This window comes from Bisbaumannia salifodinae (assembly GCF_055388505.1).
In genome coordinates this window covers 3881852-3894356 of record NZ_AP043781.1, presented here as the reverse complement: position 1 = coordinate 3894356, position 12505 = coordinate 3881852, and the positions used below count along the sequence as shown (strand labels likewise).

At 69.5% G+C, this 12505-nt stretch carries 10 protein-coding genes; 4 read left to right on the top strand and 6 right to left on the bottom strand.

Annotated elements, in window-relative coordinates:
* The first annotated feature begins 24 nt into the window (after positions 1-24).
* Together thpD and ACZ5EF_RS18160 are read left to right on the top strand one after the other, a co-directional pair.
* The gene (gene thpD / locus ACZ5EF_RS18165; RefSeq protein WP_346063647.1) at positions 25-960 is read left to right on the top strand and encodes an ectoine hydroxylase; all 936 of its coding nucleotides are present in this window, start codon (positions 25-27) and stop codon (positions 958-960) included.
* A 96-nt stretch (positions 961-1056) separates the two neighbouring features.
* The gene (locus ACZ5EF_RS18160) at positions 1057-1722 is read left to right on the top strand and encodes a fumarylacetoacetate hydrolase family protein (RefSeq protein ID WP_346063710.1); all 666 of its coding nucleotides are present in this window, start codon (positions 1057-1059) and stop codon (positions 1720-1722) included.
* Positions 1723-1807: 85 nt separating this feature from the next.
* On the opposite strand, the gene speA is transcribed toward ACZ5EF_RS18160, so the two are convergent.
* From speA to ACZ5EF_RS18145, 3 genes are all read right to left on the bottom strand, one after another.
* Positions 1808-3709 carry a biosynthetic arginine decarboxylase gene (speA, locus tag ACZ5EF_RS18155; protein ID WP_379729888.1) on the bottom strand — a complete coding sequence of 634 codons (1902 nt, stop codon included), beginning with the start codon at positions 3707-3709 and terminating at the stop codon, positions 1808-1810.
* On the bottom strand, positions 3706-4668 hold the full coding sequence (locus ACZ5EF_RS18150) for a homoserine kinase (protein WP_346063648.1): 963 nt from the start codon (positions 4666-4668) through the stop codon (positions 3706-3708). The genes speA and ACZ5EF_RS18150 overlap by 4 nt, the downstream gene beginning before the upstream one ends.
* Positions 4669-4925: 257 nt before the next feature.
* The gene (locus tag ACZ5EF_RS18145) at positions 4926-5192 is read right to left on the bottom strand and encodes a DUF2782 domain-containing protein (RefSeq protein WP_346063649.1); all 267 of its coding nucleotides are present in this window, start codon (positions 5190-5192) and stop codon (positions 4926-4928) included.
* 153 nt (positions 5193-5345) lie between these two features.
* On the opposite strand from ACZ5EF_RS18145, the gene polA reads away from it, so the two are divergent.
* A complete protein-coding gene (gene polA / locus ACZ5EF_RS18140) occupies positions 5346-8108 on the top strand; it encodes a DNA polymerase I (protein ID WP_346063650.1) in 2763 nt (920 codons plus the stop codon).
* A 1-nt stretch (position 8109) separates the two neighbouring features.
* A complete protein-coding gene (locus ACZ5EF_RS18135) occupies positions 8110-8799 on the top strand; it encodes a TIGR04283 family arsenosugar biosynthesis glycosyltransferase (protein ID WP_346063651.1) in 690 nt (229 codons plus the stop codon).
* A gap of 49 nt (positions 8800-8848) precedes the next feature.
* Here the strand turns inward: ACZ5EF_RS18135 and ACZ5EF_RS18130 are convergent, their stop codons facing one another.
* Genes ACZ5EF_RS18130 through ACZ5EF_RS18120 form a run of 3 tightly spaced genes read right to left on the bottom strand, consistent with a single transcriptional unit; the run spans position 8849 to position 12404 of the window.
* Positions 8849-9562, bottom strand: a complete 714-nt coding sequence (locus ACZ5EF_RS18130; RefSeq protein ID WP_346063652.1) for a sulfite exporter TauE/SafE family protein — start codon at positions 9560-9562, stop codon at positions 8849-8851.
* A complete protein-coding gene (locus ACZ5EF_RS18125; protein ID WP_346063653.1) occupies positions 9555-11030 on the bottom strand; it encodes an amidohydrolase family protein in 1476 nt (491 codons plus the stop codon). Before ACZ5EF_RS18125 ends, ACZ5EF_RS18130 begins: the two co-directional genes overlap by 8 nt.
* A 3-nt stretch (positions 11031-11033) precedes the next feature.
* Positions 11034-12404 (bottom strand): uracil-xanthine permease family protein, encoded by a 1371-nt coding sequence (locus tag ACZ5EF_RS18120; protein WP_346063654.1) that lies wholly within the window; start codon positions 12402-12404, stop codon positions 11034-11036.
* Between the last annotated feature and the right edge of the window lie 101 nt (positions 12405-12505).

Here is a 12505-nt window from a genome sequence, read left to right as displayed (position 1 = left end):
CACGAGCCTCTGGAGGTGATTTGGATGTCAGTACAGACCGCATCCCGTACCGCTAACACCCCCCTGAACCAGCACCAGGACCCCTATCCCACCCGGCTGGCGCGGCCCCTCGACATGCCCTGGCTGAAGCGCCAGGAGGCGGTGGTCAAGGGGCGTGACCTGGACGGCCCCCTCGGCGCGGCCGAGCTCGACGAGTTCGAGGACAAGGGCTTCCTCTTCGAGCCCGATTTCCTCGACGCTGAGGAGGTCGAGGCGCTGCGCGAGGAGCTGGCCGCCCTGCTGGATCGGGACGACTTCCGCGGCGAGGAGTTCGCCGTCACCGAGCCGCACAGCCAGGAGATCCGCTCGCTGTTCGCGGTGCACTTCCTCTCCGAGCGCCTCCGGCGCCTGACGGAGGATCCGCGCCTCACCCGGCGGGTCGCACAGATCCTCGGCGGCGAGGCCTATGTGCATCAGTCGCGGATCAACTACAAGCCGGGCTTCGAGGGCCAGGGCTTCGCCTGGCACTCCGACTTCGAGACCTGGCACGCCGAGGATGGCATGCCGGCCATGCATGCGGTCAGCGCCTCCATCGTCCTGACCGAGAACCACGCCTTCAACGGCCCACTGATGCTGATCCCCGGCTCCCATCGGGTCTTCGTGCCCTGCCTGGGGGAGACCCCGGAGGCTCATCACAGGCAGTCCCTCAAGCGGCAACGCTTCGGGGTGCCGGGCCGCGAGGCGCTGAGCCGACTGATTCGGCGTGGCGGCATCGAGGCGCCCACGGGGGCCGCCGGCGGCCTGCTACTGTTCGACTGCAATGTGCTGCACGGCTCCAATGCCAATATGTCGCCGGACCCGCGCAGCAACGTCTTCTTCGTCTTCAATCGTCGCGACAACGCCTGCGTGGCCCCCTATGCGGCCAAGGCGCCGCGTCCCGACTTCCTGGCCCATCGCCCGGGATCCGGCTGGTCGCCCTGAGGGGCGTCGGCCGGCCTCCCGGTGGCGCCGGAATCGGGTAGACTGTGGTCAATCCCGCGGCGCCTCGGCGCCGCCGCTGCCTGCTCAGGAGACCCCATGCGCTTCGTACCCCGCTTCACCGATGGCCAGGACTTTTCCCAGGCGCTCGGCAAGATCGTCTGCGTCGGCCGCAACTACGTCGACCATGCCAAGGAACTGGACAACCCGGTACCCAGCGAGCCGCTGCTGTTCATGAAGCCGGCCACCAGCGCCGTGGCCCTGGACGAGCCCATCGATGCCCCCTTCTCCCGGGGCGAGGTGCACTTCGAGACCGAGCTGGCGCTGCTGATCGGCGAGACCCTGAGCGATGCCACCGCCGCCGAGGCGGAGCGCGGCGTGGTGGGGATCGGCCTGGCCCTGGATCTCACCCTGCGCGACGTCCAGTCGCGCCTCAAGGAGAAGGGCCACCCCTGGGAGGTCGCCAAGGCCTTCGACGGGGCCTGCCCGCTGTCGAACTTCCTGCGCCTGGAGCGGGTGCCCAACTGGAGCGCCCTGACCTTCAGCCTGGATATCGACGGCGAGCGTCGCCAGTATGGCGAGGGCGCCGACATGATCTTCCCGGTGGCCACCCTGCTGGCCGAGATCAGCCGCCACTTCACCCTGGAGCCGGGAGACGTGGTGATCACCGGCACCCCCGCCGGGGTCGGCGAGCTGCCCCGGGGCAGCGAGCTGCACTTTACCCTGACCGGCGGCCTGGAAGTGGTCACCCGAGTCGTCGACTAGGGCCCGACGCCGGCAAGGCCCAGCAAACGCAGGAGGCCCCGCAGCAACGCTGCGGGGCCTCCGTCGTTAGGGCTGAGAGCAGGGCCTACTCCAGGTAGGTATAGCCCTCCAGCCCCGCCGAGAGATCCTCCAGGAAGGCCTCCCGCTCGTCGGCCTCCAGGCCACTGGCCGCCAGTTGGCCGGCCAGGTGGCGGCGCAGCACCTCGGTATCGAAGTTCACGTGGCGCAGCACCTGGGCCACGGTATCGCCATGGATCGCCTCGGAGAGCGCCCAGCGGCCGTCGCCGTCCAGGGCGGCGTCCACCGAGTCGGTGTCGCCGAACAGGTTGTGCAGGTCGCCGAGGATCTCCTGGTAGGCCCCCACCAGGAAGAAGCCCAGCAGCTTCTCCTCGTCGTCGGCCCACTCCGGCAGCGGCAGGGTGGTCTCCACGCCTTCGCCGTCGACGTAGTTGTCGATGCGGCCGTCGCTGTCGCAGGTGATGTCCTGGACCACGGCGCGGCGGGTCGGCTCGCGATCCAGGCCGCTCAGCGGCAGCACCGGGAAGATCTGGCGGATGCCCCAGACGTCGGGCACCGACTGGAACAGCGAGAAGTTGACGAACAGCTTGTCGGCGAGCTTCTCGGCCAGCTCATCGAGGATCTCGCGGTGGGCGCGGTTGCGGGTATTGAGGCGCTCGCGCAGGCGCTCGCAGGCGGCGAAGTAGATCGCCTCGCCCTCGGCCCGGGCCTCGATGCCGGCCAGGCCCATCACGAAGCGGTCCTGCAACTCGCCGATGGCCTGGACCAGGTCGTGGTAGGCCTCCACCAGGCCGCGGGGCTCGCGCATCGCCTCCAGGCGATCATGCACCCGACGCAGCTCGTCCACCTGGGGATCGCCCTCGACCCGCGGTTCCGGCGCCCGGGTGGGGGTGCGCTCCTCACCGATCACATCGGCGATCAGCACCGCATGGTGGGCGGTCAGGGCGCGCCCCGACTCGCTGATCAGGTGGGGGTGGGGCAGCCCCTGATCCTCACAGGCCTGGCGGAAGGCCCAGACCACGTTGCTGGCGTACTCGCGCATGGAGTAGTTGATGGAGAACTCGCTGCGTGAGCGGGTGCCCTCGTAGTCGATGCCCAGGCCGCCGCCCACGTCCACGGTGTCCACCGGGGCGCCCAGCTCCCGCAGGCTCTGGTAGAAGCGCGCGCACTCGCGCAGGCCGCGCTGGATATCGCGGATATTGGCGATCTGCGAACCCAGGTGGAAGTGCACCAGTTGCAGGCTGGCCAGGGCGTCGCTCTGCTCCAGGCGCTCCACCACGCCGAGCACCTGGCTGGCGGTCAGGCCGAACTTGGACTTCTCGCCGCCGGTGTCCTGCCACTTGCCGCGGCCCACCGAGGCGAGGCGGGCGCGCAGGCCGATGCGTGGCTTGACCTTCAGGCGCTCGGCCTCCTCGAGGATGATGTCCAGTTCGGAGAACTTCTCCACCACCAGGTAGACCCGATGGCCGAGCTTCTCGCCCATCAGCGCCAGGCGCACGTACTCGCGATCCTTGTAGCCGTTGCAGACGATCAGCGAGGAGCCGTCGCCGGACAGCGCCAACACCGCCAGCAGCTCCGGCTTGCTGCCCGCCTCCAGGCCGACCCGGCCGTGACCGCGCTCCTGGGTGGCGAGGATCTCCTCCACCACCCGGCGCTGCTGGTTGACCTTGATCGGGTAGACGGCGGTATAGCCACCGTCGTACCGCTCCTCGCGCATGGCTAAGTCGAAGGCGGCGCAGAGCTGCTCGACCCGGTCATGCAGGATATCGGAGAAGCGCACCAGCACCGGCAGGCGCAGGCCCGCCTCGCGCAGCTGGCTCACCAGGCCGCGCAGCGGCAGGGCCGGGCCCTCGATCTCGCTGCCCAGCGGGCGGACCAGGGCCTGGCCGCTATCGTCCACATCGAAATAGCCGCTGCCCCACTGGTCGATATTGTAGGTGCGGCGCGCCTTGGCGGCGGGTGAGGTCATGGCTGGCTCCGTTCGGGCAAGGGTAGGGCGCCGTGCTGGATGCGCTCCAGCAGGATGCTACGGAACTGCTGCGGATCATGGGGCGTCAGGTCGTGGGCCGGCGGGTCCACATAGACCACCAGCAGCCGCGACAGCCAGTAGCGCAGGGCGGTGAGGCGCAGCATCATCGGCCATACCTTGCGCTCCTCGTCGCTGAGCGGGCGGCGGTCCTGGTAGGCGCCGAGCAGCGCCTCGTAGCGGGCCGCGTCCAGGCGACCCTGCGCGTCGCAGGCCCAGTCGTTGATGACGATGGCCAGGTCGAAGAGCAGGTCGCCGGTGCAGCCATTGTAGAAGTCGATCAGCCCGCCCAGGCGATCTCCCTCGAAGAGGGTGTTGTCGCGGAAGAGGTCGCCGTGCAGGGCGCCCTGGGGCAGGCTCGAGGCGTCGCCGAAGACGCCCTGGTAGGTCTCCACCTCGTCCTTCATCAGCGCCTGATCCTCCGGCGACAGATAGACCAGCACCCGGTGGTGCATGGCCACCAGCCAGTTCAGGTCGCGGGGATTGGGACGGTGCCCCGGGAAGTGGCGGGAGACCGCATGCAGGCGCCCCAGGGCATCGCCCAGGGCCCGGCACTGGGCCAGGTTGGGGGCCTTGGGGTGCTTGCCGGGCAGGCGCGGGAAGAGCAGTGCCGGCTTGCCGGCCAGGCTCTGCAGGGCCGTGCCGTTGCGGTCGTGCAAGGGGCCCGGGACCGGCAGGCGGTGCTCGTCCAGGTAGTCGAGCAGCTCGACGAAGAAGGGCAGCTCCTCGTGCTCGCCCTGCTCGAACAGGGTCAGCACCAGCTCACGGCGATCCGTGGTGACGAAGTAGGTGGTGTTCTCGGTGCCGCCGGCCACGCCCTCGAGTCGGGTCAGGGTGCCGGCATCGAAGCGTTCCAGAAAGTCTGCGACCTGAGTCTCGCTCAGCGGGGTGAATACGGCCATGAGTCTCTCGCCCGGATTATCAGGCCGCCTATTGTACTCGCTTGCCCGGGTGATGCATCCCTGCTGATATGGCTCTCGAGCCTATCTCAGCCAGTACACTTTCCTGCTCTGAGGCCCGGGGCTACCCTGGGGGCAGGCCGTCGCGGGGCGCTGTAAACCCTTCCCTGGGCGCTACTTTTGCCATCCCTGGCAAAAAACCCCGCTCCATCCTGCCCCCAGCGCCCCTTAGCCATTCCAGGAGTATGGACCGAGGGGGCTTAACGCTCTTGTACCCAGGCGGGGATCTCCACGCCGTTGCCGGCCTGACGCTGGAAATTGCCGTCGCCGTTGCGATCCACCAGGAAGTAGTGCTCGCCCTGGGCGGGGCGCACCTCGATGGCGTAGAGCTGGCCGTTGAGGCGGTATTCGCGCAGCGTGCGCTGGGCCTCCTGGCGCTCGGTGACCTGCGGCGCCTGGGCCGTGGCGCTGCCTGAGGCGAGGAGGGCGGCAAGTCCCAGGGCGAGGAGCGGGCGGGGCAATGGCATAACGACCTCCGAGGTTAAGAAACGCCGTTCGTAGTATAGGACCCCGACTTGCCCGGGGGAATTCCCCGCGTGATGGCGTCCCGGCCTGACGCGGCCGCCGCCGCTGCGTATCATGGGCCCACGATATTGCCGCCGCAACTGGATATTCCGCCCATGGCCAAGCCCCCCATCGTTCTCGTCGACGGTTCCTCCTACCTCTATCGCGCCTTCCATGCGCTGCCGCCCCTGACCACCTCCAAGGGGCAGCCCAGCGGCGCGGTCAAGGGGGTGCTCAATATGCTCAAGAGCCTGATCAAGGAGTACCCGGACAGCCCCATGGCGGTGGTCTTCGATGCCAAGGGCAAGACCTTCCGCGACGACCTCTACGCCGAGTACAAGGCCCAGCGCCCGCCCATGCCGGACGACCTGCGCGCCCAGGTGGCGCCGCTCCACGACTGCATCCGCGCCCTGGGGCTGCCGCTGCTGTGCATCGAGGGGGTCGAGGCGGATGACGTCATCGGTACCCTGGCCCGCCATGCCACCGAGGCCGGCCGCGACGCGGTGATCTCCACCGGCGACAAGGACATGGCCCAACTGGTCAATCGGCATATCACCCTGGTCAATACCATGAAGGGCGAGACCCTGGACGAGGCCGGAGTGGAGGAGAAGTTCGGCCTGCCGCCGTCGCTGATCATCGACTTCCTGGCCCTGATGGGTGACAAGGTGGATAACATCCCCGGCGTGCCCGGGGTCGGCGAGAAGACCGCCCTCGGCCTGCTGCAGGGCATGGGCGGCGGCCTGGAGGCGATCTACGCCGACCTGGAGACGGTCGCCAGCCTGGGCTTTCGCGGCGCCAAGACCCTGCCCAAGAAGCTCGAGGCGAATCGCGACCAGGCCTTCCTTTCCTATCAACTGGCCACCATCAAGACCGACTGCGAGCTGCCGGTGGGCCTCGACGACCTGGATATCGCCCACCCGGAGCGCGACCGGCTGGTGGAGCTCTACCGGGAGCTGGAGTTCAAGACCTGGCTGGCGGAGCTGCTCGAGGGCAAGGACGAGGGCGTCGATGACGTGGCCACGGGCACCTCGGCCGCGGCGGAGGGCGAGGCGTCCCCGACGAGCGCCCAGCGCCAGGACAGCGTGATCCTCGAGCAGGGCGACTTCGATGCCTGGCTGGCGCGCCTGGAGGCCGCCGAGACCTTCTGCTTCGACCTGGAGACCACCAGCCTCGACTATATGCAGGCGGAGATCGTCGGCGTGGGGCTGGCGCTCGCGCCCGGTGAGGCGGCCTATATCCCCCTGGCCCACGACTACCTGGATGCCCCGGCCCAGCTCGACCGGCAGGCGGTGCTCGAGGCCCTCAAGCCGCTCTGGGAGGACCCCGCCAAGGGCAAGATCGGCCAGAACCTCAAGTACGATATCTCGGTGCTGGCCAACTACGCTATCCGCGTGGTGGGGCCGCTGACCGACACCATGCTGGAGTCGTATGTGCTGGACTCCACCGCCACCCGCCACGACATGGACTCCCTGGCGCTGAAGTACCTGGGCGAGAAGACCACCTCCTTCGAGGAGGTCGCCGGCAAGGGTGCCAAGCAGCTCACCTTCAACCAGATCGCCCTGGAGCAGGCGGTGCCCTATGCCTGCGAGGACGTGGATATCACCCTGCGCCTGCACCAGACCCTGCGCCCGCGCCTGGAGGCGGAGGGGCGCCTGGCCGAGGTGCTCGATACGCTGGAGCGGCCCTTGATCCCGGTGCTGTCGCGCATGGAGCGCCATGGCGTGGCCCTGGATGCCCAGCGCCTGCATGAACAGAGCCGGGAGCTGGCGACGCGCATCCAGGCCCTGGAGGCCGAGGCCTATGAGCTCGCCGGCCGCGAGTTCAACCTGAGCTCCCCCAAGCAGCTGGGTCAGATCCTCTTCGAGGAGCAGAAGATCCCGGTGCTCAAGAAGACCCCCAAAGGGGCGCCGTCCACCGCCGAGGCGGTGCTCGAGGAGCTGGCCCTCGACTACCCGCTGCCCAAGGTGATCATGGAGCACCGCGGCCTGGCCAAGCTGCGCTCCACCTACACCGACAAGCTGCCGCGGCTGGTCAACAAGGCCACCGGGCGGCTGCATACCAGCTATCACCAGGCGGTCACCGCCACCGGGCGGCTCTCCTCCTCGGACCCCAACCTGCAGAATATTCCCATCCGCACGGAAGAGGGACGCAAGATCCGCCAGGCCTTCGTGGCGCGTCCCGGCTACCGCATCGTCGCCGCCGACTACTCGCAGATCGAGCTGCGCATCATGGCCCATCTCTCCGAGGACCAGGGGCTGCTGAACGCCTTCGCCGAGGGACGCGATATCCACGCCGCCACCGCCGCCGAGGTCTTCGGGGTACCCCTGGACAAGGTCTCCCCGGACCAGCGGCGCAGCGCCAAGGCGATCAACTTCGGGCTGATCTATGGCATGAGCGCCTGGGGGCTGTCGCGCCAGCTGCACCTGGAGCGCAACCAGGCGCAGACCTATATCGAGCGCTACTTCGACCGCTACCCCGGGGTGGCTCGCTATATGGAACGCATCCGCGCCCAGGCCGCCGAGGAGGGCTATGTGGAGACCGTCTTCGGCCGGCGCCTCTACCTGCCGGAGATCCATGCCCAGAACCGCGCCCGCCGCCAGGGCGCCGAGCGCACCGCCATCAATGCCCCCATGCAGGGCACCGCCGCGGATATCATCAAGCGCGCCATGATCGAGGTGGATGCCTGGCTGCGGCAGGCCGAGGACGTCGACGCCTGGATGGTGATGCAGGTCCACGACGAACTGGTCTTCGAGGTGGCCGAGGCCCAGGTGGACGACTTTATCGCGGCGGTGAAGGCGCGCATGACCGCCGCCGCCGAGCTGCGCGTGCCGCTGATCGTCGAGGCCGAGAGCGGCGCCAACTGGGACGAGGCCCACTAGAATGAGCCCGACTGGGGTGACGCCCGCCCTGGCGATCGTGATCCCGGTGCTCGACGAGGCCGAGAACCTGCCGGGGCTGCTCGCCGCCCTGGCCGAGTACCGCGCCGCCGGGGACGAGATCCTGGTGGTGGATGGCGGTAGCCGGGATGCCGGCCCGGCGCTGGCCCGGGCCGCCGGGGGGACCCTGATCGAGTCGCCCCGGGGCCGCGCCGCCCAGATGAATGCCGGCGCCGCGGTGGCCTTGGCACCGCGGCTGCTCTTCCTGCATGCCGATACCCGGCTTCCCGAGGGCGGCCGCGCCGCCCTGCTGGCGGCCCTGGCGACGGGCGATTGGGGGCGTTTCGATGTACGTATCGAGGGTCGCCACCCGCTGCTGCGCTGGGTGGCCTGGCTGATGAACCGGCGCTCGCGGCTGACCGGCATCGCCACCGGCGACCAGGCGATCTTCGTTACCCGACAGGCCTTCGACGCCGTGGGGGGCTACCCGGACCAGCCGCTGATGGAGGATATCGAGCTCTCCCGGCGCCTCAAGCGCCGCGGCCGATCGCGCTGCCTGCGCCTGACCGTCACCACCTCCGGGCGGCGCTGGGAGCGCCGCGGGGTCTGTCGCACCATCCTGCTGATGTGGCGGCTGCGCCTGGCCTACTGGCTGGGCGCTAGCCCCGAGGCCCTGGCGCGGCGTTATCATTGAGTTAGCCGTTGAGCGAGTCGCCGAGTCAGTCGCCGAGCCGGTCGCTAAGTCAGCGGGGAATCAGCAGCACGATGCCGGAGATCAGCGCGAAGGTCAGCACCCCCAGGCGCATGCGCCGGGCATCCAGGCGATGATGCACCAGGCGGCTGGCGATACTGCCCACGGCCAGGGCCGGCAGCAGGGCCAGGGCCCATAGCCACTGATGGGGCTGGAACTGGCCGGCCAGGGCGAGGATGGCCAGGGAGATCAGCTCGCCGACCAGGAAGCACAGGGCGATGGTGGCGCGCAGCACCGGCCCCGGGCGGTGCTGGTAGAGCAGCGCCAGCGGCGGGCCGCCGACCCCGGTGGCGGTCTCGGTGACCCCGGTGACCAGGCCCACCGCGGCGCAGGCGCTGCGATTGGGCTGGAAGACCGGGGCGAAGAGCCCCGCCAGCACGGCGAGGATGGTGGAGGCGCCGATCACCTGGTTGAGGCCGTCGGCGGACATCACCACCAGGATGCCCAGGCCTGCCAGGGTCCCCGGCAGGCGCCCCAGGCTGACCCAGCCCACCCCCTTCCAGTCGATGGCGTCGCGTTCCCGCAGCCCCACATAGCCGTTGAGGGGCAGCATCAGGATCAGCAGGGCGACCGGCAGCAGGTCCGGTCGCAGCAGCCCCATCACCGGCGCCACCACCAGGGCGAAGCCGATGCCCACGGCGCCCTGGATAAAGGCCGCCACGGCGGTGGCCAGGGCCAGGGTCAGGAAGATCGTGACATCACCCATGATGCTGGCGCCTCGCGCTATCCAGGGCCTCGGCGATCATCGCCTTGCCGCGGCTGCGGGCGCGGTGCTCGCTGGCCTCGGGGTGGACGCGATAGATCGGCGCCTCGCGCACCGCGGCGGCGGCCTCGCGCACCCGGCGCAGCAGGGCGCGACCATCCCACTCCAGGGGCCAGCCCTGCCAGAGGCGCAGGCGACCGTTGGTGAAGACGGCGGTGATCTGGTCACGGCTGGCGTAGCGCACCAGCTCCCAGGGGCGATCCCAGGAGGGCGTCATCTCCGGCACCTCCAGGTCCACCAGCAGGAAGTCGGCGGCCAGCCCCGGGGCGATCTCGCCGGTCAGGCCCTTGAGCCCCGCGGCATCGGCGCCGCCGCGGGTGGCCTGCTCCAGCCAGCGCCAGCCGCCGCCGCAGGAGGAGTCGCCGCTGGCCAGCCCGAAGGCCAGGCGCTGGCTGGTCTCGGCGGCATCCAGCAGGCGGAAGCCGTCGCTGCGGGTACCGTCGGTGCCCAGGCCGAGGCGGATTCCCAGCGCCGCCATCTGCAGGGCCGGGGCCACCGCATTGCCCTTCCAGCTGCTGGCCACCGGATTGAAGGCCACCGCGGTGTCGGTGTCGCGCAGCAGGTTGAGCTCGTCCGGGGTGACCAGGGTGGCATGGGCCACCAGGGCCTGGGGGCCCAGGGCGCCGACCGCATGCAGGTGCTCCAGGGGGCGCTGGCGGCGCGCCACCAGGGAGCGTTCCACCGCCTGCAGGTGCTCGTTGACATGGGTCTGGAAGATCACCCCCGCCTCCGCGCTCAGCGCGGAGGCGGCGTGCAGCATGGCGTCGCTGGCCACCTCGGGGATCGATACCGCCAGCGACGGGCTGACCAGGGGGTGGGATTGCCACTGGGCCAGGTGCCGCTCGGCCCGTTGCAGGATCGCCGTCCTGGCCTCGGGGTCGGAGTCGCTGGCGCCGCCGCCCAGGTCATTGCAGATCATCCCCAGCACACAGCGCAGGCCGGTCTCCTCGGCGGCCCGGGCGATGGCCGTCATATCGGCGGCGGAGCGGGTGCCGGCATCCACGGCGGTGGTGAAGCCGCCGCGCAGCGCCTCCAGGGCCGCCAGCTTGGCCGACAGGTGCAGCAGCTCCTCGTCGAGGCTGGCCTCCAGGGGAATCCAGATGCGCTTGAAGATCTCCGAGGGTTCGCCGAACACCAGGGACTTGCCCAGGGACTGGGTCAGGTGGTGGTGGGTGTCGATCAGCCCCGGCATCAGCAAGTGCCCTGGTAGTTCGATGGGGGTCAGCTCCGGGTGGCGGCGGCACAGGGCCGTGGCATCGCCCACCTCCTGGAACTTGCCCGCGGCGACCAGTACCGCCTGATGCTTCTGGCAGCCCTCGGGGAGCAGCACCTCCTCGGGCAGCAGCAGCAGGGTCTCGTCGTTGAGGCGATCGGGCGTCAGCCGTGGCGCGGAGCGGGTGGGATGGGTCATGCCTTAGTCTCCCTTGGAGGCATCGAGGGGGGCCGCTGCACCGCCGTTACGCGGCTGGCGCGAGGTCCCCAGGTGATGGAAGAGAATATTCACCAGCACCGCGGTGAGGGTGCCCATGGCCAGGCCATTGCCCAGCACGATCTGCAGGTGCTGCGGGAAGGCGCTGTAGAAGCCCGGCACCACGATGGGCAGGATGCCCATGGCCAGGGCCGCGGCCAGGGTGAACATATTGCCGTTCTGATCGAAGTCCACCTTGCGCAGGATATTGATGCCCATCACGCCGATGATGGCGAAGACGATTACCGCGGTCCCCGCCACCACGGCGGTGGGGACGGCATGGGCCAGCCGCCCCAGGGGCGCGATCAGGGCCAGCAGCACCAGCATGGCGCCGGCGGCGATGGTCACGTAGCGGGAGCGCACCCCGGTGGCGCGGATGATGCCGATGTTCTCGCCGCTGGTGATGATCAGCGAGGTGCCGAAGCAGCCGCCGAACAGCGAGCCCAGGGCATCGGCGCGGATATTGCGCGGCACGATGGCCTTGTGGTCGCCCTTGCGGCCGACGATCTCGGCGGTGGCCAGGGTCTGGCCGGTGGCCTCGGTCATCGACACCACGCAGAAGATCAGCAGCGGCAGGGAGGCGAAGAGATCGAACTTCGGCATGCCGAAGGGGAAGGGTTGGGGGAAGGCCACGACCGGACCGGTGAGCACGTTGTCGAAGCTCATGGCGCCGCTGAGGACGGCCACCGTCGCCCCGGCCAGCAGGCCGAGCATCACGGCGATACGCTGCCAGATGCCGCTGAGGCAGCGGGCGAAGAGCACGGTGCAGGCGATGGTGACCAGGGCCAGGGCGATGCCGCCCATGCTGGCGAACTCCGGCGAACCGGGGCGCCCGGTGATCAGGCCGCCGAAGATGCGGATCAGGTTGATCGCCACCAGCAGCAGCATGGTGCCGATGACGATGGGCGGAAAGTACTTCAGCAGCCGGGTGAAGAAGGGCAGGGCCAGGAAATAGAAGAGGCCGGTGAGGATCACCGCGCCGGTGGCGGTCTGCAGGTCGGTGGCCTGGGCGATGGCCAGGAAGATCACCAGGGGGGCGCCGCCGGGGACCTGCACGAAGGGCAGGCGGGCGCCGAAGCCGAAGGCGCCGACGGACTGCAGGATGCCGGCCAGGCCACAGGCCAGGAAGATGGCGCTCATCAGGCCCACGGTGACGTCGTCCGGCAGGTCCAGGGTATGGCCGATCAGGAAGGCTGCGGTGATGGGGGCGGCCGCCATCACCAGCACATGCTGCAGCCCATAGAGCAGCAGGGTGCCCAGGGGCAACCGCTCGTCCACGGGCTCGACCGCCTCGGTTGGCTTGGGGGTGGTGTTCATCGGGAGTCCTCTTGTTGTTGTGAGCGCCGGCCGCGGGAAAGCGGCCGGTACCTCAACCCTAGCGAGCCCTTGTGTTCTGTTCCATAATATTGTTTCGCACT

Bases quoted from the DNA above. Each gene is read 5' to 3' on its own strand.
- thpD (WP_346063647.1), top strand. From the start codon at position 25: ATGTCAGTACAGACCGCATCCCGTACCGCTAACACCCCCCTGAACCAG.
- ACZ5EF_RS18160 (WP_346063710.1), top strand. From the start codon at position 1,057: ATGCGCTTCGTACCCCGCTTCACCGATGGCCAGGACTTTTCCCAGGCG.
- speA (WP_379729888.1), bottom strand. From the start codon at position 3,709: ATGACCTCACCCGCCGCCAAGGCGCGCCGCACCTACAATATCGACCAG.
- ACZ5EF_RS18150 (WP_346063648.1), bottom strand. From the start codon at position 4,668: ATGGCCGTATTCACCCCGCTGAGCGAGACTCAGGTCGCAGACTTTCTG.
- ACZ5EF_RS18145 (WP_346063649.1), bottom strand. From the start codon at position 5,192: ATGCCATTGCCCCGCCCGCTCCTCGCCCTGGGACTTGCCGCCCTCCTC.
- polA (WP_346063650.1), top strand. From the start codon at position 5,346: ATGGCCAAGCCCCCCATCGTTCTCGTCGACGGTTCCTCCTACCTCTAT.
- ACZ5EF_RS18135 (WP_346063651.1), top strand. From the start codon at position 8,110: ATGAGCCCGACTGGGGTGACGCCCGCCCTGGCGATCGTGATCCCGGTG.
- ACZ5EF_RS18130 (WP_346063652.1), bottom strand. From the start codon at position 9,562: ATGGGTGATGTCACGATCTTCCTGACCCTGGCCCTGGCCACCGCCGTG.
- ACZ5EF_RS18125 (WP_346063653.1), bottom strand. From the start codon at position 11,030: ATGACCCATCCCACCCGCTCCGCGCCACGGCTGACGCCCGATCGCCTC.
- ACZ5EF_RS18120 (WP_346063654.1), bottom strand. From the start codon at position 12,404: ATGAACACCACCCCCAAGCCAACCGAGGCGGTCGAGCCCGTGGACGAG.